Source organism: Borrelia nietonii YOR (assembly GCF_023035795.1).
GTDB classification, from domain to species: Bacteria; Spirochaetota; Spirochaetia; order Borreliales; family Borreliaceae; genus Borrelia; species Borrelia hermsii.
The window spans coordinates 21,332-44,235 of record NZ_CP073151.1 but is presented as its reverse complement, the minus strand read 5'-3'; the positions used below and the strand labels follow the sequence as shown (position 1 = coordinate 44,235).

The following is a 22,904-nucleotide window of genomic DNA, read 5'->3' as shown; positions in this document are numbered from 1 at the left end:
AATGGAACAATACTATGATTTAAGGAACATATTTTTTTCAATTGGTGGGAATGAAATTCAAGGCGGTAAGTTAGAACTTACAAGTGAACCTACAACAAGAGCAGTAGCTAGCAGTGAAGATAGGGGTTTCCCCGTAGTTAGCTTCAGGGATCCTAGAACCATTACTTTCATATTCAATATTGAAGTTACAATTGGATCTTATGAGTACAAATTGCTAACAAAGCTTTCAAAAGACCAATTTTATAATACTCATCAAAGTAAAACTGCAAAGATGTTAGATTTAGTATTCAATGACTTAGAAGACATCAAAATTGTATCTCAATATGCATTTTTTGCAGAAGAACCTTCAAGAAGTTATTCTGCTGAGGCTGAAAAGGTTACATTTGAAATCAGAGCGGTTAACTGCACAGTAAACACCTAATTTTGAACGCTTAAGGAGGATTTTATGATTACGCGTTACAAAATGAATATCTTAACTAAAGATAAGACTTTTACATTTGAAGTAAGAGTACTGCCCGTTTACGAATGGGACTCTATATTAGGATTTTCACAAAATGAAGGCATCAAAAAACTTAATAATCTTGAATACTTAAGAGCAATAACAGACCTTATGATTAAACCTGGCTTTTTAGATGAATTTTACTTTATTTTAAATGAAAATAGAGAGTACATTACTTACTACAAAGATTATCTTAAGTACATACTTTACTCAATTCAGTTTGATGTATTCAAATCAGATCCTGACTTTAAGAAACCAACTTTAGTTTACTTAAGCCATTATCTAAATAATGCTGATGGATTTGTACAATTTGATTACATTAATGATAGTTGGAATTATGAACAGATAATACAAAATATCAAGTCACAACAAACATCAATGGGGATACAGGATGAAAATCCATAATGGAAGTAAAATCTTTAATGAAACCAAACTTGAATATTTTAAGTTACTTGAAGAGATAAAACAAAACAAATATTTCTTTCCTGTTATCATGGGTATTTGCACTTTAAATGAAGTCAAAACATTGAACTACGAAGAACTAAATGAGGTTTACAAAATATCGAATCTGAAACTTGAAAAGCAAATATTTGAAATGACTCTCTCTAAGGGAATGTTATGAATACTCCAAAATTTACAATTAAATTTACAGGAGTGCTAGATCATGCATCAACTCGCAAATCATTAGAAAAAGACATTTCTAAACTAGAACATTTAATTAAACCTAAAAAATCTTCTCTAAAGAGCACTAAAGATATCTTAAAACATAACTTATCTGAGAAGAAACGTGAACTAGCCAAACAAACCAAATATGAGAAATTACGAGAAAGGGTAGAAAAGTTTAGATTTACTGAAACTAAAAAACTTGTTAAGCTAGGATACAAATTTGAAGAAGCTAGAAAAAAAGCATTCAAGCGTTCACTTATGTCAAGTAAAGACCGAAGACAATTAGAATATGAAGAAATGAAAAGTGGCAAGCATAAGGAAACAATACTTCACAAAGCTATTCAAAAAAGTATTCTTAAAGGCGGCAGCATTTTGAAAATTGCTACTGGAACTGCTCTTGGACATATAGTGGGTCATACCTTTCAAAGTGGTATTGGTGATATCTTGAATTTTGCAAAAAAATCTATACTTAATGATGCTAGATTTCAAAAGCTTGACTTAATTACTTCAAGAGTATTTACAACAAATGAAAAGAGCAAACTTGATAGCATGCTTCAAGGCATACCTGGTTTTGGGAACAGCATTGAAAGAGAAGATTTTCTCAACTCTGCTGGGACTCTTAGAAAAGTATTACAACACTTAGGTCAAAACAATGACGATAATCTTAAGCAGGCTGTAACATTTGCTGCAAAGCTTAAATCTACCGGGGTTGTTGGTGATAAGAATTCTGCTATTACTGCAGTAGCAGAATTCTTGCAAGGCAAAAGCGGTTCTCTTTATAACATTATGAGTTCATTTAATAAATTTACTGATAAATATAATGAACGAGCTGAAATGGAATATGACAGAGTAGCAACTGGTTATACCTTTGATTACAGAACAGACAAATTAAAAGAAATTATTAAGGACTGGAACTCTCTTGAGTTTCCTACTTATGCTAGTGAAGCTGAAAAAATTAAGGATAGTCTGGATAAAGCTCAAGATTCATTTGGAAAACTTTCAGCTAGTGTATTCCAACCCATGTTGGAAAAAATAGAAACCATAGCTAAATGGTTAACAGGTTTTACCGTCAAAACACATATTGTTGAGCCCATAATAGACGGAATTAAAAGTTTTTTCGGTGACATTAACGAATGGCTTATAAAGCTTGGAAATCAAATTCTAAAATTAACATTGCCTAATTGGGCATACAAATGGTTATTTGGTTCAATACCTACAACAGATAAAAGCCATTCACCACTCTTAAGTACTGATACTGAATCAAAATTAGAAACAGACGCAAGTATAAAAACACCTTAAGGAACATTTAAATATGATACCACAATTTACAACAGACTTTATTCATAAATATAAAGACACAGCACCAGTAAAGGCAACACTAGACTTCTTAAAGCTTACTCCATCACAAGTAACAAGTATCCTTAAAGAAACATTCAATGAAATTTCTAGTGTGTTTATGGCATATAACTTCTTAAGTTTATGTCCAAGGATGGACTTTAAGGGACTTGGATACGTTCCACAAGGATTTTTCATCTTACCCAAAACTGAACTAATTAGCACAACTTACACCACAACATGTTCAAAGCGTCCTGTAATTGACTACTACACACGTAAATCTGAATATGTAAGTTACAATCCAACTTTCACTGGTGAAGTTATCACATTAAATAATGCTGTATTAACTAGTGCTTATAAGGAACTGCTTAAATTCTCGGCTAATACGGCTTTTGGAAAGTTAATCTTTCCTCATACCAGTAATCTGGCAAAACAACAACTTATTAATAGAGTTGAAGAGAGTGTACCATTTAGTTTCTACAGTCCAACTTTAGGGTTCAGGGGTATTGTTGCAATTACCTCTCTTACCCTTAAGGACACAGTATACCTTGATGAGGTTGAAATTAGTCTTACCTTAGAAGTTCTTAAAACATTTTCAATATATAAAGGGTAACTTCATGGAATGTAGACTTATCAAATACGACTTCAAAATCGAATTTTATAATCCAAGTAAAACTAGCACTAAGAATATCACATCAGAAGAAAAGCCTAAAATTATAATTAAAACTGAAGATGGAATACACATTGACATATCAATATCTGATATGTACTCAAGTAACAATTATGTGTGTGCAAAGAAAAGCAAGCTAACCCTTTGGAACCTACCTATAGACTTTACCGATAATGTAAATGAAGGAGATATTGTAAAAATATCTTATAAAAAGTTCGCAGACTCTAAAGATTATGACTTTATTATGGCAGGTTATTTGGGTGTTCCTATGAGTACTGATTATGCTAATGGTGATTTTAGTGTTGACCTTGAAATTCATTTGGCAACAAAAAGTAATTATTTCAATCGCAAGCTTAAAATAAATCAATTCCAAGGAATGAGTGTAGAGAATGCAATTAAATCAGCTTTTCCTGGTAAATGCATTATCAATATGAGCTATGCTGATAGAACAAAAATTATAACAGAAAGTTTTTGTGCAAATACTCCTCTTGAGTTTCTTGAAAAGATAACTAAAAAGTATGTTCAAAGCGTTAGAACAGATATTGTACCTAAGGAGCATACACAACTTATTAAAGAATCGGCTCTCGGGAACACTCATGTTGAGTGTAATTATATTTTTACTAACGCCACACCTGCAGAGCAAAATACAAATTATCTACCTCTTGAAGATTTTGGTCTGCAGTTTATTCCTCAACAAGAGATTACTATTGGCAGTACTTTAAGTATAAGATTTATATATTGGAATGCCAAAGTTATGTACACACACAAACTGAAAGTTGGTGACAGGATAAAATTTATTGACTCGCTTGGAAAAGAAGTTAAAAGCAGTATTATAGAGTCTAATGCTATCTTAAGCAATACTGGTGAATGTTCGCTTATCCTTAAGCTTTATGATGACTCTAATTACTTAGAAATAAATGGGACGGCTAAATAAATGAACTTGAATTATGAAATATACAGAATGAATAGCCAAATGAAAGGCTCCCCGTTAACACAAGAAGAAATAAAACTATGGATTTATAGAAACATTTTTATCTCTAAAATAGGAATAATTAAATCTTTTAACACCTCTACACAAAAAGGTGTTGTTTTACTCTCTGGACACACAGACTTAGAGATTAAGACACGCAATATATCAAACATGCATTTTAATCTTAAAGAAAATGACGGGGTAATCTTACTTCAAAGTAGTATTAACCTTTTTAATGAGGATGATAATCATTATTTTGACAAAAACTATTTTTATATTCTAAGGCCAATTAACATGCAAAATGCTACTATCAAAGTTAATGACTTTGCAATTGACATACAAAACCCCATAGACATTAAAGCTAACAATACAAGTTTAAGGTCAGTATTAGAAGAAATTGTTTCTTGTCTATACAATTTACGGGTAATTGGGAATGCTAGTGTTGAACCTAGCTTTTACAGCAATCTTACAAAGATTACAAATAAAATAAATATGTTACTAAAATAGGTTTTTGCTAAAATAGTGCTATACTTACTACCGGTTAAAGGTTAAATTAGAATCATTAAAAGGTTAAAGATTGGATTTACAGATTGACAATCAATTTAATTTGGTTTTTAAAAAAGACTTAGCATTAACTAGTGGAATAAATGAACAAAAGCAACGTTTATTTATATTTTTAAGAACTCCAAAGGGTAGTCTTAAGAATGCTCCTAATTGGGGATTTGATTATAATTTCTTTACAAGGTTTGCTAAGACAAGCTCTTTAACACAAATTAAAACTTACTTTTCAAGCATTATACAAGACCTCAAAATTGATGTTGTCAACATTGAAACAATTACTAAAAATAACACATTAAACATTATATTTGAATTTGCAAACGACACTTTAGATATGGAGATTAGAATATGAGCATTCTTTTTGATCCTGATTTTGGTATTCTAAAACAGAATATCCAACAAATAGTTAATGCCAAACGAGCATACTTACGAGATATGCATGGGATTGTAATTAATAATGACCCATCCTCTATTTACAATATTATTGCAACCTCACTTGCAACAATTGAAGAACAAATCATTGATGAACTTAATTCATTTTTCTCTAAAGTAAGTCCCGGTGGCGAATACTTTAAGGCAATCGAAGAGCACATAAGTGTTAAGAGTACTACCTTTGATGCGGTTCGTTCATCATTGCTTAAACTTAAAGAAATAGAGTACGTCAATATTGATTCTAAAGTCGGAACAGCTGATATTTATCTTATATTAAATGACTCTTTACTAAATTCTAGTAAAACTGATATCACTGATTCTACATTTAAAGCCAAACTTTGGAAAGTGCTTTATTCAACTATGCCTGTAGGTACACTCTTTAATGGTAGTATCACAATTGATGGCCTTAACACTCACAATCAACTCAAAAGCTATAAAATATCTTTAGGAAAGAAAAAATACGTATACCTTAAAGTAAAATATCAACTTGATCTTAAAAATCACATATATCTTAACATAGACATGCAAATAAGAGATATATACAAACGTATTGTAACTAATAACTATCCTGATATGGGTATCAGCTTTGAATATCAAGATTTTATAGCTCCTGTTAATGAAATTAAGGGAATTAAGAGTATGAAAATATATGCTTGCATTAAAGACACAGATGACACTAAAATTGCAAGCATTACTGATTCAGAATTTAAGGAAAATACTAATATTGAAGTTAAGCCTGAGGAAATACTTATCTTCAATCTTACTGACAGATTAATCATTGACATTACAACTTAAAGGAGCTATTAAAAATGCAAATACCCATCCATCTTCAAGATACTGGGGTTGAAAAGTTCATACAAAATGAATTAGAGTATGCAAATACAATGTATTTAGAACTAAAAAGGCTAAATTCTAATTTCACAAGTATTACTGCTACACGCCACTGCTCATCACGTTTTATTGCCATTTGGTTATCCAATCTATTTAGAATCTTTTACTCTGAAAGCCAACCACTCGAATCACTTGTAGCAAACATTGATAGTGTGCTTTTTGCTTTACGTCATATTGGCACTGATGAATCATTTATAAGACTTTTTAAGGCCTTCTTAAATGTCGATATTGAAGTTACTACCCCACAAGCTGGTGTAATTAACATAAAATTATTAAACAGGATAAAAACTAACTTTATTTCCTTTATCTCTCCTAGCACCGTTAAAGGGCATAAACCAAAACGTATTCGATTACATCAAACAAAAAAAGGATTTAAAACGGCATATAAATTTTTAACATTCAATTTCCTTCCTAAAGGATATTCACACTCAATTTATGCATTTATAAAAAATCTCATTCCTATAGGACGTGTCTTAAAAATTACAAATAATGAAAACATAGAAATTATTACTTTTAATTAAGGAGAACATTAATGTCAAGTGAAGAGAAACTCTTAATTGATGAAGAAGAATTTATCCAAATCAACAACCTAAACAGAGTTGGTGATATTCAAAAAACTGATTTAATGCTACTTGATGATGGAGGTTCTAATTGCAATGCAATTACATATGAAAATTTTCTTAAAAAAACTAAAGACAAAATCTTCAAAAATGAGGGACTTGAGTATTTCAAAGAAGTCATTAAAGACACAATTGCTACTGAACTATTAGCAAATGAAAACTTTATAAATCAAGCTTATAATAAAGTGCTTGAAAAATTACTCAACAATGCCAATAACGGTGTTTATAATATTTCTGATAAAGTAAGAGACAGAATTATAGGAAATATATCATCAACTACATTAACTAAAAATGATAAGTTTGTAATTATGAATTATAGTACGCTACAAAAATCCCCAGTACCTGAATATTTAACAGGAATTCCTTCTGGGTTTACTACAACAAAAAGCAAAACTACAAGTTCATATATTTACCCATCTTATTTTAAAAATCAAGCTTACGTATTAGACATGACATCAGAATATTCAAATCAAGAAGTTGAACTCTTATTTTATACATCTGATGATGATAACCCTATTTATTTAGACATTACTGTTGCTCTCACAATCAATGCGTCTGGTACTAAATATGCAAAAAAAGTAGCACTTAAATACACTGATAGCTCACAAAAGTCAACAGCATATTATTACGGTGCTAAAAATGCTTATGTAGATATTTTATGTCCAGTACTTAGAGGATGGTACATTCAAAAACGTGGATATATAAATGGTAATCGTGTTCCGGTTTTAGTAAAGTTATAACTTTATATAGTTTTTGCTATTCTTTGCTATATAGTTGTAGCTTACCTATTATAAACTCGAGGTGATAAAGTTGAATGAATTAAGTATTAATAACATATTAGATTTTTTACTTCAACTAATTAACATCAATGAAGTGAAGTTAATCATTATTAGTATTTTTATATTAAGTCTGGGTTTGATTTTCAAACCAGTAATCAAAGATATGCTAAGTATCTTATTAAGTAAGATAAAAATACATGACAGAGACAAAGAAAAGGAGGATTTATGATACTTGATCGTAATTCTTTAGATACTGCTTTAAATGCAATCGTAACATTATTTGACACACTATCTAATTTTGAAGATGGGTCGTTTAATGAAAATGCTCATAAAACATTCATGCTATTAAATGACATTTACACAGAATATCAGATTATCTATACACAAAATATGGAAAGGTTAGAGAATGCCTTAACTCCGCAAATAAGAGAAACACTTGAACCTATCCAAACTAAAATCAAAAAATTCATAGAAAAGGTTAATAGCAATCCAGATAATATGCAATTACCATTAGAAATCTCATCAATTGAAAAGGAGGTCAAATGAAATTAAGTACTGCTAAATTGAGTGTTGATATCCTAAACAAATTTACAGAAATTATAAAAAATAACCACCAAGGTAAAAACACCGTAACCTACATTAATATTTTCACCAAAGTGGTTAATTATTTTTACTCACTATATGAGGCAAGTGTATATCAAATGGAACAAAAGGAAGCTATCAAACTACTCTCTGAAATTGAAGAAATACTAAGGCTCAACATCGAGATAATAGAAACTGCTGGGGATTATGATGATTATTCAAAATACATTTCCCAACTTAGAGCTAAACGTAATAAGCTCATGAGTACTTACATCAAAATGTTAAAAGAGGCCTAATTTGAAAAAACTAGTAAATTTAACTTTCTTAACGCTTATCTTCTCATGTACATCTATTGCTTCTCTAACGGAAGAACCAACATTTCCTAAAACCCAAACCCTCACAGAATTAAGTACTTATGAAGCTAAGCTAGCTGATTATGTTATGTACTTGCAAGTATTCTTAACACGTACAAAAAAGAAAGTTAATGACCCAAAGTATCCTAAGTTTACTTATTTTGATTCTTCTACACTCAAGTCTGAACAGACAATCCAGGATTTAATGTTTAATATCAACATTTTCAAAGCATACATCAAGATAACTAAACCTATTGCTGAAGCGGTTTACAAAAAATATTCAAAACTAAAAAATTAATATTATTTAAAGCCCCTAATGGGGCTTATTTGCTTTAAATTATCATCTATGTATCAAATAAATATCTTAATTCTTCTTCTCTTGACAAGAATCCAAATAATCTGAGTGGACTATCCTCATATTTAGGCTGCATAAGCGCTATAAATGCCTCAAATTGATCTAACTTCCTCATAAGATGATTATTCTTAAATATATATTCTCTAATGAGTTCTATCCAATAGTTAACACTCCTTAAAGCTTTATTCATATTAAAATACTCTAAAAAGGAAGAATCATCCCCCTTCTTTATAGCACTTAAATATGCATTTATCTGCGATATACTCTCAAATGGTTTATCAACCAAATGCTTATGCATACCACGTGCTGCTATAAGAAGACTTTTATAGCAACTAAACTTAATTGAATTAGCTTTATTATCTTTATTTACTCCTACTGTATTAGTATTATTAGATTTCACAACTCTATTCACATCTACAGGTGGGGTTTCTACACCCTTAGATTGTTCCTCTGTTGTGTCTTGTCTAGTTCCTAAGGTATTTGCATCATTATCTTCCTCACTCTCAATTGATAGATTGGATGGTACATGCTTATTATCACTTTTGGTAACAGACTCATAATCAACAGGGTGCATCTCTTTAGTCACTATTTTCTCAGTTTCAGTATGCCCTATTTGTTGTACCTTATGAGCTTCATAAAGATTATCTGTATCTCCTAGCTCTTCTCTTATATAGGGCATACTCTCAAGCCCCGCACCTGGCAAAGTTCTGCATAGACAACTAACTGCACATTTCCTTAACATAAATACTGGTTTCTCTCTCCAAATAGGTGAGTTTTTGTAATACTCATTAAATAAAACAGAAAAACTATAAATATTACCATGCTCTGATTTGAAGTAAGCTGTACATTGCCAATCTTCTTGTACCATTTTATTGCCCTTAGAATCAATTTTAATTGTCTTAACCATCTCTTCTTTAAATTCAAGGCTATATTTACTATACCCTGCCTCATATGCCCTTATAAGTAAGGTTTGATATGCTACCACAACTGCATATCTCCCATTAAATGGAATTATGTATGCTTCCTTCTTGAATGGATTTAGATTATTTACTTGTAGTAAAGTTAAGATTTCTCTCTCTGATTGAGTATCCATTCTTTTAAGTCCATGCATACTCTTATATGCTTCCCATACCTCATAAATATTACTTGAATTCATTTTTTCTGTTATTATACTAATCGTATTTGATATCTCAGGTTTTGCTATATTCTTTGTATTTGTCATGATTAACACCCCTTATTATTTATTTTATAAATAAATAATAATAGCAAAAACTAAATTTGTCAAGTTTTATGAAATTTTTGTTAAAAAAATTTATGGAATATTGGACTATTGATATTGAAAATAAAAATTTAAGTCTTTGTTAACACTTCTTCAAGAAGAACTTGCTAACAAAGACTTAAAGTCTGTCTAAATTGAACAAAATAATAAGGTAGTTCTACAATGAATAGCACTACTAATACTAGTAAAATACAACAAATTTCAAATAAAATCAACCCTTGTTCACAATAACTTTTTTATCCTATAAAGAACTTACTTATGAGAGACATGATAATAAATATAATTATCGGTATTTCTATTACTGTAATAACAATGGAAATTATATTTCCTACACTAATCTTTTCTAGTAATACTGAATGATTATTTTTAATTTTCTCTCTCAAAACTGGAATATTGCTTTTATTTTTTTCTCTTAAGACTTCAAAATTAAAATTGTTATTATGAAGTAAAATGAAATCTACTGCTGCTTCAGCAAACCCCTTATTTAAGAATTCAATCCTTAAATCTTCTGTTTTATATGTTTTATATGCCAAATTATTCATAAACACTCCTTATGAATCGCCTTTTCAACTTTTAAATTCTTTCATAAACTTTTCAAGCAAATCTTTTTCACTTGAAAAAAGTTTATCTAATACAAAGCCAGTAAACTTAGCATTCTTTTTATAAAAATCATAACTATCTTGGCTTTTAAGCTGAAATCTTAGTGGCTTTATTGGATTTACTTTTGATTTCTTCAAATTTCTACTTTCCTTTTCCATCAAAAAAGATAAAGACTGCCTAAATCCATTTTCAACTAAATATTCTTCTTTTAAAATTCCATCTTGAATAGCACTAGCTATCCTTAAATAAGAATAGGCCTGAGATTTGGCTAGTTTATAATCTTTTATAAATTGAGAAAAGCTTTTATACCCATCTAACTTATAATATTCTTTTCCCTTTATCTCTCTTAAAATATGCATGGCCTCTATTTTATTATAGATATCATCTTTTATATTATCCTTTAACTTATTTTTTAAAAGGTCAAATCTTTTCTGGTCATTACTTACGTTAATATCTTTATTAACCAATAAAATAGAATTTTTATCATTGTTTAAATTTCTTGCACTGATTATTATTTCATCATTATTTTTTTTATTCATAAAATCCCCTTGATTTGTTGAATTTTTACAGTTGTCCAGCGCTGGACAACTTATACACTTATACTAGGAACTTCTATTTTATCGTTATTAAGCTTTATGCGATATAATAAATTACTCAATATCTGATCATATTCTATGATAGAATCCGACTTTAAATCAAAATCACTGTTGCTTGCTATTTTTCTATTTAGACTTTCCCTTTCAGATACGAAACCTAAAAAATTATCCTTTTCTTGAATTATTTGCAATAATTTTTTATGTGTATTATTTTTTTTAAACCTTGTTATAATAAAGAAAATTGGTGTTAACCTTTCCAATTTTTTAATGAAAAACTCTAAAAGTTCATAGCTTTCAAGTGTCCATTTTTCAGCTGTCATCGGCACTATAATATAGTCAGTAGAATTTAAAGCACATTTTAATGTAAAATCTAAACTCGGATTAGTATCAATCACTATGTAATCATAATTTATTTTCAACCTCCTTAATTCTACCTTTAACTTTAAATCAATAGATTTATGCCTATTTGCACAATAAAAATCTTCATTTAAACTATGTAAAGTTAAATAACTAGGAAGTAAATCTAAATTGCCTTCAATATTAAAAATTGCATTATCAATCTCCAAATCTCCTTTTAAAACCTCACATATGTTTTTTTCTATTAAATTTATATTGTTTTCTTTTATCTCGTTAAAGAAATAACTAGTAACCGATGCTTGCGTATCCATATCTATTAAGAGTACTTTATACTCTTTTGCCAGCAAAGTAGCTAATATGAGACTAGTCGTACTTTTACCGACACCACCTTTAATCGATGCAATTGTAATTACTTTAGTTTTTTTTCTATCCATTTATTTATAAAACCCCCATCTGGTAATTTTTTATTGTAAAACTCATATACTTGATTTTCTAAATTCACCATTAATTCAAGTAAAAATTTACTATATTGTGTCTCTAATTTTTCTTTCTTAATCAAACGAGATATTCCTTTGATATAGCAAAACACACTCCCTTTTTTAAATCTAAATTCTATGTAATAAACTTTTGAAAAAGTATATGCTTTTACGACACCATTTTCTTCATATCTTGTTATAATGTTTTGTACTGGTTTTCTATACCCGTAATAAATACCTAAGAATTTATCATTCTCTTTTATAGAAAATAAATTCAGTGTGTTTATCTTTTCTTTATTAAATAATCCTCTAAATGCGATAAAAAACTTACTACTTTGTCTCCTATGTACTCCAAACGTATATAAATCATTCATTATCTTTGTGTGATATATTTTTCTACCATTGTTCTCTTCTACTTTAGCAAAGATATGTTTTTTTTCTATTTTTTTTAATCTCTGATTCCTTTTTCTTGAGGCGTTCTAATACACTCTCCACAACTAATCCTTAACTGGTAATTTTCTCAGATTCTCCTAATTTTAAATAATTCCCACCACTCTCTACTAACTCTAAAATTTCGTAGTAATAATGATTATTAAATACCTTGTTATACTCTAATTTATTCTGTTTGTTTAAATATTCTTTTAGCATTGGTACTAAAACTGAGGTGTCTACTTTATGTCTTAATTGTTCAAGAAGTATGCTAAATACGTTATTCCTAATTTCTTTCTCATCTTCTTTTGCGGTTGCTTCAACACGTTCAACTGACTTTTTAAGCTTCCCTATTATCTTTTCTAAGTCATTGTACTTATTGTTTTCTATGATAAAGTGTGGTTTATCTTTATATAGCTCATATACCTTTTGTATTTGGATTTCCAACTGTTTACTATTATAGCCTTCATTTTTTAAGATAATTTTTGTTTCATCCAGTATTCTACTTAATTCCTTTTGCTTACTTGCAAGCTTGTTTTCTTTTAGCTCAATGTTGCTTTTTTTCTTGTGTTTAATTTTTTCAATGAAGTTTTCTGTTCTTTTAAGTATCTTAAGCACTTTAATTGTAACATCTTTTTCTAGTTTTAAATTCAAAATAGAGAAGAAAGTATTTGATTTAAAATTACATTTCTTAGCGTACTTTTTTACTTGCAGTTTCTCTATTTCTTTTATGTCTTTCTTTTCTTCTTTTTTATTATTATATATATTATATATACACTCCCATTTTTCTACACTCCCCTTTTTAGTGCAAGCCTTTTTAATATTTGCTTTAACGCGAGTTTGAAATTTATTTTCTTTTTTCTCTCTAAAGAGTTTATTGATTATGCGGTAACATTTTTTCTTAGAGTATTTAAGTTTGTAATAAATTTCAGTTCCCATGTTAACACCCAAATGTTTGTAATAATTAATTGTTACTTTAAATTCTTTTTCTAATTTGTATAAATAGTTTTGAAGTGTTTTAAGCTTAGCAAGCTTTTGGCCATTTCTTTTCATATTGTTATTAAAGTAATAAAGTATGTCGCTTTGGGTGTATTTTTTAAGATTTAAGTTCATGTAGTTTAGTGTAGATATTAAAATACTCCAATTTGTTCTGTTTGTTTAAATATTCTTTCAGTATTGGTATTAAAACTGATGTGTCTACTTTATGTCTTAATTGTTCAAGAAGTATGCTAAATACGTTATTCCTAATTTCTTTCTCATCTTCTTTTTCGGTTACTTTAACACGTTCAACTGACTTTTTAAGCTTCCCTATTATCTTTTCTAAGTCATTGTACTTATTGTTCTCTATGATAAAGTGTGGTTTATCTTTATATTGCTCATATACCTTTTGTATTTGGACTTCCAACTGTTTACTATTATAGCCTTCATTTTTTAAGATAATTTTTGTTTCATCCAGTATTCTACTTAATTCCTTTTGCTTACTTGCAATCTTGTTTTCTTTTGGCTTAATGTTGCTTTTTTTCTTGTGTTTAGTTTTTTCAATGAAGTTTTCTGTTCTTTTAAGTACCTTAAGCACTTTAATTGTAACATCTTTTTCTAGTTTTAAATTCAAAATAGAGAAGAAAGCATTTGATTTAAAATTGCATTTCTTAGCGTACTTTTTTACTTGCAGTTTTTCTATTTCTTTTATGTCTTTCTTTTCTTCTTTATCTTTATTATATATATTATATATACACTCCCCTTTTTCTACACTCCCCTTTTTATTACATCTTTTTTCAAGACTAGCATTTACACGATCTTTGTGCCTCTCTTCTTTTTTTCTCTCTAAAGAGTTTATTGATTATGCGATGACATTCTTTTTTAGAATACTTAAGGTTATAGTGAATTTCAGTTCCCATGTTAACACCCAAATGTCTGTAATAATTAATTGTGACACCTAATTCTTTTTCTAATTTATAAAGATATTTTTGAAGTGTTTTAAGAGTAGTTTCTTTTGTGACCATTGCGTCTTAAATTTCCGTTAAAGTAATAAAGTATGTTGCTTTGAGTGTATTTTTTAAACTTTAAGTTCATGTAGTTTAATGTTGATATTAAAACGATTAATTTGTATTGATGTTTTTTGGTAGGCTTTTTTTGTACCTCTCATTTATGATCTCCTATTATTTATTGTGTTTTATTACTAACCATAATAACTCAATAAATATTAAAAAGTAAACTTCTCTTTTAATAAAAAAGATTTTTTTTAAAATTTAACAAAAATAATATAGCAAAAGTTTTGACAAAAACAATTTTTGCTATATTATTTTTGTTATAAAACACAGTAAATAATAGGAGATTAATATGACAAATATAAAAGCAACAAAAACAAAAGAGAAAATAGTAGAGGTAGGAATGGAGCAGCCAAGTTTGTATGATCAAAAAATGTTTGAAGGATTTGATTCATTTGCACATCAAAGTCAAGACCAGATTAATAAGGGACAAAAAAGTGTAAGTAAAATCAGCAGAATAGGACGCAAGCTATCAAGAATTGGCAAAAATGAATGTTTCAAGTTTAATAGCAAAGTTGATTTTAGTATTCAAAGGAATTCATTAAAGCGTATAGGAGCAAGTGAAGTTGGGAGTATGTTTATTGGAGCTGAGAGTGTTTCAAAATTAATGCTTGATAGGGTCTTGAAATTATTAGGAAAAGAGATTTCATTAGAAGAGAACTTAAGCATGAGGAAAGGAAAGCTACTTGAGAATTTAGGGTTTGATGAATTTGTACGTATGCATTCTGATGAGATTGCTGTTTTACATAAGAATAAATATGCAAATGGGATAGATAAATATAATTACTTCAAGAAGTTTAAGGGACGGGACAATTTGGTTGGCTCAACAATTGATGGTTGGTTTGAAAACCAAGAAGGGGAAGCAGAGCTTTTAGAAATTAAATGCAGTGATAATATTTATTTAAAGAGTGCTGTAATTGAATACAATAAGAATGGTAATTTTTTAGAAAACAAATACTTTTTCAAGTATTACGTTCAAGTGCAAATACAACTTTTATGTACAGGTTTAAGTAAGGGGAATCTGTTTTTTCTAATAGGTAATGAAGCTATTAATTGTGTAATTGAGAGGAATGATAAGTTTATTAATGAAGTAATGTTTGATGTTTCAACAATGGAAGCGGAAGTAAGTAGTATTTCTGAAGCTTTAAGAGCAAAGTATGATATTGAGAATATAGATTTAGATAGTTTAAGTGAACTAATTCAAGAAGGGATTGAGAGTAGTGAGGTATACAAATATTTTTCAGAATCAGAGTATAAAGATAACTTTCTAGAATTTGTAAGATGTACTGACCTGGAGATTGATGAAGAGAAGGATAATCTGTTGAAAGGATATCTTAGTGAAATTAGTACTTTGCAAACAGAGATAGAAGAAGCAGAAGAGATAGCTAAGAGTAGACATACACAAGAGCTATATAAGGCAACAAAACCCATGAAAGATAAACTTAAATCCCGAATAGATGAAATATTTGCAGAATTTTCATTAATGGAACATGTAAATTATAATTTTGAAGGTATTCTATTCTCTTTAGATACAACCAAGCGAGCTATTAAAGATAGATTTAAGTCTTTAAGTGGCAATATCAGTTTTCTTGCTAGTAGTTTAGATTCAGTGCAGCAATGGTCTGATATTGAAACTTCCATTGTAAGTGCTTAAGGTTGGAGGTTATGAGGATTAGCTTTATGGTAGTACTTTTACTAATTACTTATCAGGTTGTGAAGTTTTTATGTAAATTTAGCAAAAGAACTTTAGAAAAAATAATTTATGATTATTACTCAAGACAAGAATTTTTAGAGGATATGAGAAGACTTGATCATGATTTAAGACTCATGGAAATGATGAGTAGATTAAGGGATAAGGAGAGCTCTCATGTCTGATATTAATTCAGTAGTATTATCAGGACGTCTGACTAGAGACAGTGAAATTACTTACGTTAACAACAGCATTCCTATTTTGAAGTTTGGTTTAGCTAATAATAGGAGAATAAAAAGGAATAATGAATGGATAGATTATGCTCAATTTTTTGATTGTGTGCTTTTTGGGAGTAGAGCAGAAAGACTAATAGCATTTCTTTTAAAGGGGAAACAAGTTGTAGTTAATGGGTCTTTAAGGTATGAGAGTTGGGATGACAAGCGAACTGGTGATAAGAGAAGCAAGAGCAGCATTTTAGTGGATGAGATTCAAATACTAAGCCCATTACCTGCTTTAAGAGCACCTAATAAGGTTGATTCTGATGAAGGGTTTCATGAGGATATCCCTTTTTAGGAATGATATATTGCAATCAAAAATAATTGTAAGCTAAGGAGTTTTGAGTATGACCTATGCAAAAATTGAACTTGTAGAGAAGATGATGGACCAAAGAGATGAATTTGAAGAAGTTTTATTTAGTAAGGTAGTTGAGAAGGGAGCGGTAGTGCTTGTAAAACCTTACGATGAGGAATTTACTTGTTCATTGGCGAGGCATTATCTTGATATTTTTTTAAGGTTTTGCCTAAGGATTCCACATATTAAAGCTATATGTGGAATAACTAAGATTAAGGAAAAAAGTCTTTCTGTAAATAAGCATTTCAGGTCTTCTATGTTTGTGGACCTTATGTTAATTTTTTTGAAGATTTATCGCTGTTTGAAGTTGAATTTCAAAGTATTAAATTTGATAGTAGAGGTTAAAGATTAAAGGTTAGAGGTTAAAGATGAAAATAACGCAAAATAATCCAAAGTTAATTTTAGAAATACGTCAGTGGGGATGTTACTTTTTATGTCTGCATTATTACATAGAACGATTTAAAAAATTGCAGTTTAGTATTAATGATATTAACAATAATTATCATAAATTTGTTGGTTTAGGATACATTAAAAGTAATTGTTATATTCTAAATCCATGCAGTATACTCCAAAGTTTTGGGATTAAGACAAGTGTGCGTTGGATAAGTCATTCTTACAGATGCACAAATAATGAATTTGAAATAAGTGAAGTTAAAATCAAAGGTGTATCAGGCTATCATTTTATAGCAACTAACGATACCAGTGTTCTTTATGATTCACTTACGCTTAAGGAAAGAGGAGTTGAATATCAAATTACATCAAGGAGAGTGTTTAGGAAACATTGAAACTGCTAGCTAGAGAGGGAAGTAAGTATCGTTATAGTAAGGTTATTATAAGTCTTTTTCCTAAGCATACTTCATATATTGAAGGATTTTTTGGAACAGGAGCAATCTTTTTTGCAAAACCATTAGCTTGTTACAATATACTCAATGATAATTCTCAGTTTATTTATAAGTTTTTTTATTATTTGCGACGAAATCCTGATTCACTTTATAAGAAGGTAAGAGACGCAATTATTTATGACAGAATTATAAATGAAAATCAAGACAAAATAGAATATATGGTTTTAAGAAGTTTGTATTCTCTATATGGTTCATATAACTTAACTATGAGGTTAGATAGAAGCAATTCTAAGAGATTATTTCTGGGTATGCTTAAGACTTATAAGTCTAGAGTAAAAGAGATGCTTGATTATGCAATATTTACTTCGCGTGATATCTTTGATTTTCTGGGTGCTTTGCCGAAAAGAGATAAGATCGCTTCAACATTTGTATATCTTGATCCACCATATTCAATTTCACGTGGAAGTCTTGCTGATAATCGGGGGTGGGGTTTAGATTCTCTTGAGAGGCTCATTGTAGAGATGAAGAGATATAATTGGCAATTTGCAATAAGTGAATTTGATGATTTAAGGGTTTTAGAACTTTTCTTGAAATATAATCTTAATGTTAATTATATAGCTCGTTCAACTGGAATAGCTAATACTTTTGGGCATACTAAACATGAAATACTTGCAACTTCATATAGAACCAGTAAATCAAGTATGAGTTGTAAAAATACTCGTTATATTCAACTTGAAATGTTTAAAGAGAAAGCGTGAATTTGTATTCTTAATTTGTGTATAAAAAAAGACTCTACTTCTCTGAATCTTTTAGAGTCTTTTTTTATTTTAAAAATGAAATATTGGTTTAAACTTTCAGGATTTATATGTATTATACACTAAATAATTGCCAAAAACTAGAGCTTAGCAAATAATTTATTGTTAAAAAAAATACCTAAGAACCAATCCTTAGATATTTATACATATTTATATGCGGTAAATGAGTTTTGATAATAACTTTAGTAGAAGTATATAATAAATTAGCAAAAATTGTAAGTTATTTCAAGCTAGTTTTGATATCTTTGTAAGCATTAATTTTACTTGCATGGGAGAGTCCATAAACATTATCAATCTCAGTAGTAGATGAGTATTTCATAAGTTCTTTAATTTCAAATGAGTTGTATCCTTTAGATTTTAGTGAGGCAATAAATATATTTCTACATATATGTAAAGATTTACGGTGTTTAAATCCTGCGCTCTCTAGCAATGATTTAAATTGTTTTGAAATCTTAATTATGCTAATTCTATTGTCACGGAATTTGTGTTTACTCTTTTGAAAAAGATAAGTACGCCTTTTGTCTTTTCCTTTGCTTGCAAAATGTTCTTGATGTATTTGCATAATAGCATAAAATTCAGACTCACTAATAACTACTTCTCTTATGCAGATACTACTTCTCTTCTTTGCTACATTAACACGAAGAGAATAGAATACTTCACCATCACAGCTTGTTTCTTTTGATACATCAGATAGTCTTACATTTTGTATCTCAACACCTCTGCAACCAGTAATACTTAAGATATATACAAACCATCCTGAGATTGGGTTGATTTGTATAAGCTTTTTTATACATTTTTTTACTAGTTTGGTTGTTTTGTCATTTAGATAGAATCTTACAGGAGTGTTTTTTGATTGTTTTGAAGCTTTATTTTTACTCTTAAGTGTACTTTTAAGTTGTGACAATTCTTCATTGAGGCATTCATTTTGCTTTATTAGTTCATTAATAAAGTTAAGATTACTGTTAGTTAAGAGTTCCTTTTCATGCATTTTATTGTTAACTAAAGATTTTAAAAATATTTAAAATTAGTTACAAAAATGTTAGCAAATACTTGTATTGTAAGTCAATTCTAACGTCGCTTCATTGTATATAAAATACCCCCTCTAAGGTACTTTATGTAAATAGAAAGGGTACTTTTTGATATGTTAGGTTAATATTTCTAGTATACTTTATCCTATCTTTAACAAATACTTGAAAATATCCTCTACATATACTCTATTTGTCTTTTTAGTGGATCTTCATTTTACAATGGTACGTATTGCTCTTTAAAATTTAACCTCTTTCTTTTTGTTAACCAATTGTTTACTTTTTATCTTCTTTTACCATTTTTGTAACCAGTTTAATTTATTTATCTTTACTATTGTTTCTAACAATCCCTATTCGTTTATTTTCCTTCTTTGTTTTTTTTGATTTAAACAATATGTAGCAGTTTTTCTTATGTTGTGTGAGCTTCTTATAAGTCTTAATTGTTTTTGTAAAGTTGATTGTTTTGTTATAGAGTTTATATTAGTTTTTGTTAAGTTTTGTTAATTTAGACTAGGTTTAAAGAGATATGAGAAGAGTAAAGAAGTCATTTGATGATTATGTTGTGTATTTTAAAGAAGGCAGGCTTAATGACGCACAAATAGCAAAAGAGATGGGAGTAAGTCGTGTTAATGTAGGAAAGATGAGACGCAAGTGGGAAGAGGTTAAGGATGACCATGAATACGTTAAAGAAACTGCTAAGCTTACTATTCGTGAGGATACTTTAACTAATATTTTGCTTCATGCTTCACAAAGTACAGCCCAAGCGCGTGATCTTAAAAGTCAGTTCAGTATGGCCAGAAGCATGTTGGGAATTGAATTTATAAATTCATTTAGTCGTTATTTAGAGTTGGAACTTAAAGCCCATAATCACGAGATAGAAATATTAGAATCTAAGATTATAAGTTTTGATAATAAAATTAGGGATAATAATCTTTCGCATTCAGATGAAGAGAGTAAGAGGCTTGAAGAATTAAAACTTAAACTGGATGAACTTAAAAGGGAAAGAGAACTTAAGAAGATGTCACTTTATTATAAGACAATGCTTAAGCTTAAAGCTACTGATGTTGATGTGAGATCTAAATTTTAAATTTAAAGGTTAGGAAATGGATATATATAAACTACCTCTTTTTAAGGAAATGCAAAAAGAATACAAGCGTGAATTTGGTATTGATATAGCAGATTTAATTAAACTGAAAGCAACTGTAATTGATTTTAGAGGGTTTGAGAAGACATATCTAACTAAGAAACAATGTGAGGTTTTAAAATTAATTGAGAATAATAATCAAAGTAAAATTATCCTGTCAGGTGGTATTGCCAGTGGTAAAACATTCTTGGCTTGCTATTTATATCTAAAGATGCTCATTAAGAATAGACATTTTTATAAACAGGATACCAATAATTTTATATTAGGTAATTCACAAAAATCATTAGAGATTAATGTTTTAGGGCAGTTTGAAAAGATTGCTAGCATGCTAAGAGTACCCTTTACGCCAAAGTTTTCTAATACATCATATTTTGAAATAGACTCCTTAAGAGTCAATCTATATGGTGGAGATAAGGCAAGTGATTTTGAAAGGTTTAGAGGAAGTAATTCCGCTCTTATTTACGTTAATGAAGCAACTACACTGCATAAGGAAACGCTAATAGAATGTTTAAAGAGACTTAGAGTAGGTATGGAAACTATTATATTTGATACAAATCCAGACAGTCCAGAACATTTTTTTAAAACTGATTACATTGATAACAAGAAAACTTATGCTACATATAACTTTACAACATATGATAATGAACTAATATCAAAAGAATTTATTAAAACCCAAGAAGAGATTTACAGGGACATGCCAACATATAAAGCAAGGGTACTCTTAGGAGAATGGGTTGCCTCATACGATTCGATATTTACCAATATTAATCTTACAAGTAATCATGAATTTATAAGTCCAATAGCATATTTAGATCCTGCATACAGCATTGGAGGTGATAATACTGCCCTTTGTGTTTTAGAAAGAGTAGATCAAAAGTATTATGCATTTATATTTCAAGAGAAGTTACCAGTCAGTGATCCTAAGGTATTAAATACAATTAAAACTATTTTAACAAACCTTAATGTACATACACTATATGTTGAAGATAGGGATGATACTTCTGGGCATGGGAATGTGACTAAAACCTTTCTTAAACTTAGAGCAGGTATGAATCATGAGTTTAGAATTGCGCCAATTAAACCTATAAGTAATAAATTTACTAGAATTGCTACGTTAATAGGACCATTTGCAAGTTCTAACTTAAGTATTATGTACTATTCAAGCAAGTCAGCAATTGCTGATATTTATAAGTACAAAGGAGATGGAAAGAGTGCTGATGATTCATTAGATAGCCTATCAGCAGCATATATGTTATTGACTTTGGGTATACGTTCTCTTAAAGCACATTTTACTAAAAGAAGGTTCCTATAACACTTAAAATATTATATAATAATTAAATAAGGAGATTTTTATGGGACTTGCACAACCAGTAATTACACAACAAATGGTTATAGCAGAACTTACCAAAGCTGGGATAAATAGAGAGATTGCTATTGATCTGTCTTACAGATATTATCGCAATGAGCTTACTTACAAAGACATTGAGTATTTAGAGACTACTTTTAACCTTAAGCTTGAAAAGCTTGAGGCAAGCTTAAAATCTGATATTAGAGACCTTGACAACAAGATTGACAACGTTAGAAATGAATTAAAATCTGACATTAAAGACCTGGATACCAAAATTGATACTGTTGAGAATAATCTTAACATTAAGATTGATAACGTTAGAAATGAATTAAAATCTGACATTAAAGACCTGGATACCAAAATTGATACTGTTGAGAATAATCTTAACATAAAGATTGATACTGTTAGAAATGAATTAAAATCTGATATTAGAGACCTTGACAACAAGATTGATAACGTTAGAAATGAATTAAAATCTGATATTAGAGACCTTGATAATAAGATTGATACTGTTGAGAATAATCTTAACATAAAGATTGATACTGTTAGAAATGAATTAAAATCTGACATTAAAGACCTTGATAATAAGATTGATACTGTTGAGAATAATCTAAATGTAAAGATTGATACTAAATTTACTGAACTTGATAACAAGATTGATACTAATACAATAGAACTTAAGAGCACATTAAGATTACATAATTGGATGTTTGGGACTCTTATCACCCTTAATATAGGAATATTTTTAGCATTAATATCACTATTAGTAAAGTAAATTTATTTAACTAGCCCCTTATTTAATTGACTTTCTGTCAATTATTTTTTCCCGTCATTTTTTTTACAAAAATTATTTAATTTTTTGTTAGAAACAATTAGCAAAAATTAATTATTGCATTATACTTGCTATCGTTAAAG

Annotated in this window: 33 protein-coding genes and 1 pseudogene; 24 read left to right on the top strand and 10 right to left on the bottom strand. The window is 29.2% G+C overall.

Features of this window, described 5'->3' with window-relative positions; genetic code table 11:
- The first annotated feature begins 1 nt into the window (after nucleotide 1).
- The 15 genes from bhYOR_RS05110 to bhYOR_RS05040 all read left to right on the top strand — a co-directional run bounded on the left by bhYOR_RS05110 (nucleotide 2) and on the right by bhYOR_RS05040 (nucleotide 8,653).
- Nucleotides 2-421 (top strand): DUF1463 family protein, encoded by a 420-nt coding sequence (locus tag bhYOR_RS05110; RefSeq protein WP_025400200.1) that lies wholly within the window; start codon nucleotides 2-4, stop codon nucleotides 419-421.
- Nucleotides 422-445: 24 nt separating this feature from the next.
- On the top strand, nucleotides 446-904 hold the full coding sequence (locus bhYOR_RS05105; protein WP_025400199.1) for a DUF1473 family protein: 459 nt from the start codon (nucleotides 446-448) through the stop codon (nucleotides 902-904).
- Nucleotides 891-1,121, top strand: a complete 231-nt coding sequence (locus tag bhYOR_RS05100; protein WP_025400198.1) for a DUF1322 family protein — start codon at nucleotides 891-893, stop codon at nucleotides 1,119-1,121. The genes bhYOR_RS05105 and bhYOR_RS05100 overlap by 14 nt, the downstream gene beginning before the upstream one ends.
- The gene (locus tag bhYOR_RS05095) at nucleotides 1,118-2,464 is read left to right on the top strand and encodes a DUF759 family protein (protein ID WP_247088351.1); all 1,347 of its coding nucleotides are present in this window, start codon (nucleotides 1,118-1,120) and stop codon (nucleotides 2,462-2,464) included. Before bhYOR_RS05100 ends, bhYOR_RS05095 begins: the two co-directional genes overlap by 4 nt.
- Nucleotides 2,465-2,477: 13 nt before the next feature.
- Nucleotides 2,478-3,113 carry a DUF792 family protein gene (locus bhYOR_RS05090; RefSeq protein ID WP_025434162.1) on the top strand — a complete coding sequence of 212 codons (636 nt, stop codon included), beginning with the start codon at nucleotides 2,478-2,480 and terminating at the stop codon, nucleotides 3,111-3,113.
- Between the two features lie 4 nt (nucleotides 3,114-3,117).
- Nucleotides 3,118-4,104 (top strand): DUF693 family protein, encoded by a 987-nt coding sequence (locus bhYOR_RS05085; protein WP_025434161.1) that lies wholly within the window; start codon nucleotides 3,118-3,120, stop codon nucleotides 4,102-4,104.
- Nucleotides 4,105-4,647: a DUF777 family protein gene (locus bhYOR_RS05080; protein ID WP_281506146.1), complete on the top strand. Its 543-nt coding sequence runs from the start codon at nucleotides 4,105-4,107 to the stop codon at nucleotides 4,645-4,647. It abuts the gene before it with no gap.
- Nucleotides 4,648-4,717: 70 nt separating this feature from the next.
- Nucleotides 4,718-5,050: a hypothetical protein gene (locus bhYOR_RS05075; protein ID WP_025434159.1), complete on the top strand. Its 333-nt coding sequence runs from the start codon at nucleotides 4,718-4,720 to the stop codon at nucleotides 5,048-5,050.
- Entirely contained in the window at nucleotides 5,047-5,925 is an 879-nt protein-coding gene (locus bhYOR_RS05070) for a DUF276 domain-containing protein (protein WP_025400196.1), read from the top strand. Before bhYOR_RS05075 ends, bhYOR_RS05070 begins: the two co-directional genes overlap by 4 nt.
- 14 nt (nucleotides 5,926-5,939) lie before the next feature.
- Nucleotides 5,940-6,542, top strand: a complete 603-nt coding sequence (locus bhYOR_RS05065) for a DUF735 family protein (RefSeq protein ID WP_247088347.1) — start codon at nucleotides 5,940-5,942, stop codon at nucleotides 6,540-6,542.
- Between the two features lie 11 nt (nucleotides 6,543-6,553).
- Nucleotides 6,554-7,381: a DUF685 domain-containing protein gene (locus bhYOR_RS05060; RefSeq protein WP_247088345.1), complete on the top strand. Its 828-nt coding sequence runs from the start codon at nucleotides 6,554-6,556 to the stop codon at nucleotides 7,379-7,381.
- A gap of 70 nt (nucleotides 7,382-7,451) precedes the next feature.
- Nucleotides 7,452-7,649 (top strand): BlyA family holin, encoded by a 198-nt coding sequence (locus bhYOR_RS05055; protein WP_025434156.1) that lies wholly within the window; start codon nucleotides 7,452-7,454, stop codon nucleotides 7,647-7,649.
- Complete coding sequence (locus bhYOR_RS05050; protein WP_025434310.1) at nucleotides 7,646-7,966, top strand: BlyB family putative holin accessory protein; 321 nt, start codon at nucleotides 7,646-7,648, stop codon at nucleotides 7,964-7,966. Before bhYOR_RS05055 ends, bhYOR_RS05050 begins: the two co-directional genes overlap by 4 nt.
- Nucleotides 7,963-8,298 (top strand): BlyB family putative holin accessory protein, encoded by a 336-nt coding sequence (locus bhYOR_RS05045; RefSeq protein WP_025407106.1) that lies wholly within the window; start codon nucleotides 7,963-7,965, stop codon nucleotides 8,296-8,298. The genes bhYOR_RS05050 and bhYOR_RS05045 overlap by 4 nt, the downstream gene beginning before the upstream one ends.
- A gap of 1 nt (nucleotide 8,299) precedes the next feature.
- Nucleotides 8,300-8,653, top strand: a complete 354-nt coding sequence (locus tag bhYOR_RS05040; protein WP_025434309.1) for a BBA14 family lipoprotein — start codon at nucleotides 8,300-8,302, stop codon at nucleotides 8,651-8,653.
- A gap of 46 nt (nucleotides 8,654-8,699) precedes the next feature.
- On the opposite strand, the gene bhYOR_RS05035 is transcribed toward bhYOR_RS05040, so the two are convergent.
- The 9 genes and pseudogenes from bhYOR_RS05035 to bhYOR_RS08305 form a co-directional block, all read right to left on the bottom strand.
- A complete protein-coding gene (locus bhYOR_RS05035; protein ID WP_247088343.1) occupies nucleotides 8,700-9,932 on the bottom strand; it encodes a recombinase RecT in 1,233 nt (410 codons plus the stop codon).
- A 293-nt stretch (nucleotides 9,933-10,225) separates the two neighbouring features.
- Entirely contained in the window at nucleotides 10,226-10,531 is a 306-nt protein-coding gene (gene bdr / locus bhYOR_RS08360; protein ID WP_025434399.1) for a Bdr family repetitive protein, read from the bottom strand.
- Nucleotides 10,532-10,555: 24 nt separating this feature from the next.
- The gene (locus bhYOR_RS05025) at nucleotides 10,556-11,128 is read right to left on the bottom strand and encodes a chromosome replication/partitioning protein (protein WP_040126329.1); all 573 of its coding nucleotides are present in this window, start codon (nucleotides 11,126-11,128) and stop codon (nucleotides 10,556-10,558) included.
- A 50-nt stretch (nucleotides 11,129-11,178) separates the two neighbouring features.
- Nucleotides 11,179-11,976 carry a ParA family protein gene (locus tag bhYOR_RS05020; protein ID WP_025434400.1) on the bottom strand — a complete coding sequence of 266 codons (798 nt, stop codon included), beginning with the start codon at nucleotides 11,974-11,976 and terminating at the stop codon, nucleotides 11,179-11,181.
- A pseudogene (locus bhYOR_RS05015) lies at nucleotides 11,952-12,513 on the bottom strand (DUF226 domain-containing protein). Before bhYOR_RS05015 ends, bhYOR_RS05020 begins: the two are co-directional and overlap by 25 nt.
- A gap of 9 nt (nucleotides 12,514-12,522) precedes the next feature.
- Nucleotides 12,523-13,578 (bottom strand): plasmid maintenance protein, encoded by a 1,056-nt coding sequence (locus tag bhYOR_RS05010; RefSeq protein WP_331486835.1) that lies wholly within the window; start codon nucleotides 13,576-13,578, stop codon nucleotides 12,523-12,525.
- Nucleotides 13,544-14,284 (bottom strand): plasmid maintenance protein, encoded by a 741-nt coding sequence (locus tag bhYOR_RS05005; protein WP_331486834.1) that lies wholly within the window; start codon nucleotides 14,282-14,284, stop codon nucleotides 13,544-13,546. Before bhYOR_RS05005 ends, bhYOR_RS05010 begins: the two co-directional genes overlap by 35 nt.
- Nucleotides 14,229-14,450, bottom strand: a complete 222-nt coding sequence (locus bhYOR_RS08310; protein ID WP_331486833.1) for a plasmid maintenance protein — start codon at nucleotides 14,448-14,450, stop codon at nucleotides 14,229-14,231. Before bhYOR_RS08310 ends, bhYOR_RS05005 begins: the two co-directional genes overlap by 56 nt.
- Nucleotides 14,425-14,520 carry a plasmid maintenance protein gene (locus tag bhYOR_RS08305; protein WP_331486832.1) on the bottom strand — a complete coding sequence of 32 codons (96 nt, stop codon included), beginning with the start codon at nucleotides 14,518-14,520 and terminating at the stop codon, nucleotides 14,425-14,427. The genes bhYOR_RS08310 and bhYOR_RS08305 overlap by 26 nt, the downstream gene beginning before the upstream one ends.
- Nucleotides 14,521-14,787: 267 nt before the next feature.
- Here bhYOR_RS08305 and bhYOR_RS05000 point away from each other — a divergent pair, with 267 nt between their 5' ends.
- From bhYOR_RS05000 to bhYOR_RS04975, 6 genes are read left to right on the top strand one after another with little or no spacing between them, the layout of a single operon-like run.
- Entirely contained in the window at nucleotides 14,788-16,149 is a 1,362-nt protein-coding gene (locus bhYOR_RS05000) for a DUF244 domain-containing protein (RefSeq protein ID WP_247088378.1), read from the top strand.
- A gap of 26 nt (nucleotides 16,150-16,175) precedes the next feature.
- Nucleotides 16,176-16,370, top strand: coding sequence for a hypothetical protein (locus bhYOR_RS04995; RefSeq protein WP_025434177.1), 195 nt, complete (start codon nucleotides 16,176-16,178; stop codon nucleotides 16,368-16,370).
- On the top strand, nucleotides 16,363-16,758 hold the full coding sequence (locus tag bhYOR_RS04990) for a single-stranded DNA-binding protein (RefSeq protein WP_247088376.1): 396 nt from the start codon (nucleotides 16,363-16,365) through the stop codon (nucleotides 16,756-16,758). Before bhYOR_RS04995 ends, bhYOR_RS04990 begins: the two co-directional genes overlap by 8 nt.
- A 49-nt stretch (nucleotides 16,759-16,807) precedes the next feature.
- Nucleotides 16,808-17,167, top strand: coding sequence for a hypothetical protein (locus tag bhYOR_RS04985; protein WP_247088403.1), 360 nt, complete (start codon nucleotides 16,808-16,810; stop codon nucleotides 17,165-17,167).
- A gap of 16 nt (nucleotides 17,168-17,183) precedes the next feature.
- A complete protein-coding gene (locus bhYOR_RS04980; protein WP_025434179.1) occupies nucleotides 17,184-17,600 on the top strand; it encodes a DUF261 domain-containing protein in 417 nt (138 codons plus the stop codon).
- Nucleotides 17,597-18,415: a DNA adenine methylase gene (locus bhYOR_RS04975; RefSeq protein ID WP_247088401.1), complete on the top strand. Its 819-nt coding sequence runs from the start codon at nucleotides 17,597-17,599 to the stop codon at nucleotides 18,413-18,415. The genes bhYOR_RS04980 and bhYOR_RS04975 overlap by 4 nt, the downstream gene beginning before the upstream one ends.
- Before the next feature lie 277 nt (nucleotides 18,416-18,692).
- Here bhYOR_RS04975 and bhYOR_RS04970 read toward each other — a convergent pair whose 3' ends face one another.
- A complete protein-coding gene (locus bhYOR_RS04970; protein WP_247088399.1) occupies nucleotides 18,693-19,460 on the bottom strand; it encodes a tyrosine-type recombinase/integrase in 768 nt (255 codons plus the stop codon).
- 563 nt (nucleotides 19,461-20,023) lie between these two features.
- Between bhYOR_RS04970 and bhYOR_RS04965 the strand changes: the two genes are divergently transcribed.
- From bhYOR_RS04965 to bdr (bhYOR_RS04955), 3 genes are read left to right on the top strand one after another with little or no spacing between them, the layout of a single operon-like run.
- Nucleotides 20,024-20,584 (top strand): DUF603 domain-containing protein, encoded by a 561-nt coding sequence (locus tag bhYOR_RS04965; protein WP_247088397.1) that lies wholly within the window; start codon nucleotides 20,024-20,026, stop codon nucleotides 20,582-20,584.
- Between the two features lie 16 nt (nucleotides 20,585-20,600).
- Nucleotides 20,601-21,953: a PBSX family phage terminase large subunit gene (locus bhYOR_RS04960; protein WP_247088323.1), complete on the top strand. Its 1,353-nt coding sequence runs from the start codon at nucleotides 20,601-20,603 to the stop codon at nucleotides 21,951-21,953.
- A 40-nt stretch (nucleotides 21,954-21,993) separates the two neighbouring features.
- Nucleotides 21,994-22,764, top strand: coding sequence for a Bdr family repetitive protein (gene bdr, locus bhYOR_RS04955; RefSeq protein WP_247088394.1), 771 nt, complete (start codon nucleotides 21,994-21,996; stop codon nucleotides 22,762-22,764).
- Nucleotides 22,765-22,904: the final 140 nt, after the last annotated feature.

Coding starts and splice junctions, on each gene's coding strand:
- bdr (WP_247088394.1), top strand. CDS start 21,994: ATGGGACTTGCACAACCAGTAATTACACAACAAATGGTTATAGCAGAA.
- bhYOR_RS05105 (WP_025400199.1), top strand. CDS start 446: ATGATTACGCGTTACAAAATGAATATCTTAACTAAAGATAAGACTTTT.
- bhYOR_RS04980 (WP_025434179.1), top strand. CDS start 17,184: ATGAAAATAACGCAAAATAATCCAAAGTTAATTTTAGAAATACGTCAG.
- bhYOR_RS05000 (WP_247088378.1), top strand. CDS start 14,788: ATGACAAATATAAAAGCAACAAAAACAAAAGAGAAAATAGTAGAGGTA.
- bhYOR_RS04965 (WP_247088397.1), top strand. CDS start 20,024: ATGAGAAGAGTAAAGAAGTCATTTGATGATTATGTTGTGTATTTTAAA.
- bhYOR_RS04990 (WP_247088376.1), top strand. CDS start 16,363: ATGTCTGATATTAATTCAGTAGTATTATCAGGACGTCTGACTAGAGAC.
- bhYOR_RS04985 (WP_247088403.1), top strand. CDS start 16,808: ATGACCTATGCAAAAATTGAACTTGTAGAGAAGATGATGGACCAAAGA.
- bhYOR_RS05025 (WP_040126329.1), bottom strand. CDS start 11,128: ATGAATAAAAAAAATAATGATGAAATAATAATCAGTGCAAGAAATTTA.
- bhYOR_RS05045 (WP_025407106.1), top strand. CDS start 7,963: ATGAAATTAAGTACTGCTAAATTGAGTGTTGATATCCTAAACAAATTT.
- bhYOR_RS05090 (WP_025434162.1), top strand. CDS start 2,478: ATGATACCACAATTTACAACAGACTTTATTCATAAATATAAAGACACA.
- bhYOR_RS05035 (WP_247088343.1), bottom strand. CDS start 9,932: ATGACAAATACAAAGAATATAGCAAAACCTGAGATATCAAATACGATT.
- bhYOR_RS04995 (WP_025434177.1), top strand. CDS start 16,176: ATGGTAGTACTTTTACTAATTACTTATCAGGTTGTGAAGTTTTTATGT.
- bhYOR_RS08310 (WP_331486833.1), bottom strand. CDS start 14,450: ATGGTCACAAAAGAAACTACTCTTAAAACACTTCAAAAATATCTTTAT.
- bdr (WP_025434399.1), bottom strand. CDS start 10,531: ATGAATAATTTGGCATATAAAACATATAAAACAGAAGATTTAAGGATT.
- bhYOR_RS05100 (WP_025400198.1), top strand. CDS start 891: ATGAAAATCCATAATGGAAGTAAAATCTTTAATGAAACCAAACTTGAA.
- bhYOR_RS05080 (WP_281506146.1), top strand. CDS start 4,105: ATGAACTTGAATTATGAAATATACAGAATGAATAGCCAAATGAAAGGC.
- bhYOR_RS05070 (WP_025400196.1), top strand. CDS start 5,047: ATGAGCATTCTTTTTGATCCTGATTTTGGTATTCTAAAACAGAATATC.
- bhYOR_RS05095 (WP_247088351.1), top strand. CDS start 1,118: ATGAATACTCCAAAATTTACAATTAAATTTACAGGAGTGCTAGATCAT.
- bhYOR_RS05020 (WP_025434400.1), bottom strand. CDS start 11,976: ATGGATAGAAAAAAAACTAAAGTAATTACAATTGCATCGATTAAAGGT.
- bhYOR_RS05085 (WP_025434161.1), top strand. CDS start 3,118: ATGGAATGTAGACTTATCAAATACGACTTCAAAATCGAATTTTATAAT.
- bhYOR_RS04970 (WP_247088399.1), bottom strand. CDS start 19,460: ATGCATGAAAAGGAACTCTTAACTAACAGTAATCTTAACTTTATTAAT.
- bhYOR_RS05110 (WP_025400200.1), top strand. CDS start 2: ATGGAACAATACTATGATTTAAGGAACATATTTTTTTCAATTGGTGGG.
- bhYOR_RS05065 (WP_247088347.1), top strand. CDS start 5,940: ATGCAAATACCCATCCATCTTCAAGATACTGGGGTTGAAAAGTTCATA.
- bhYOR_RS04960 (WP_247088323.1), top strand. CDS start 20,601: ATGGATATATATAAACTACCTCTTTTTAAGGAAATGCAAAAAGAATAC.
- bhYOR_RS05060 (WP_247088345.1), top strand. CDS start 6,554: ATGTCAAGTGAAGAGAAACTCTTAATTGATGAAGAAGAATTTATCCAA.
- bhYOR_RS08305 (WP_331486832.1), bottom strand. CDS start 14,520: ATGAACTTAAAGTTTAAAAAATACACTCAAAGCAACATACTTTATTAC.
- bhYOR_RS05050 (WP_025434310.1), top strand. CDS start 7,646: ATGATACTTGATCGTAATTCTTTAGATACTGCTTTAAATGCAATCGTA.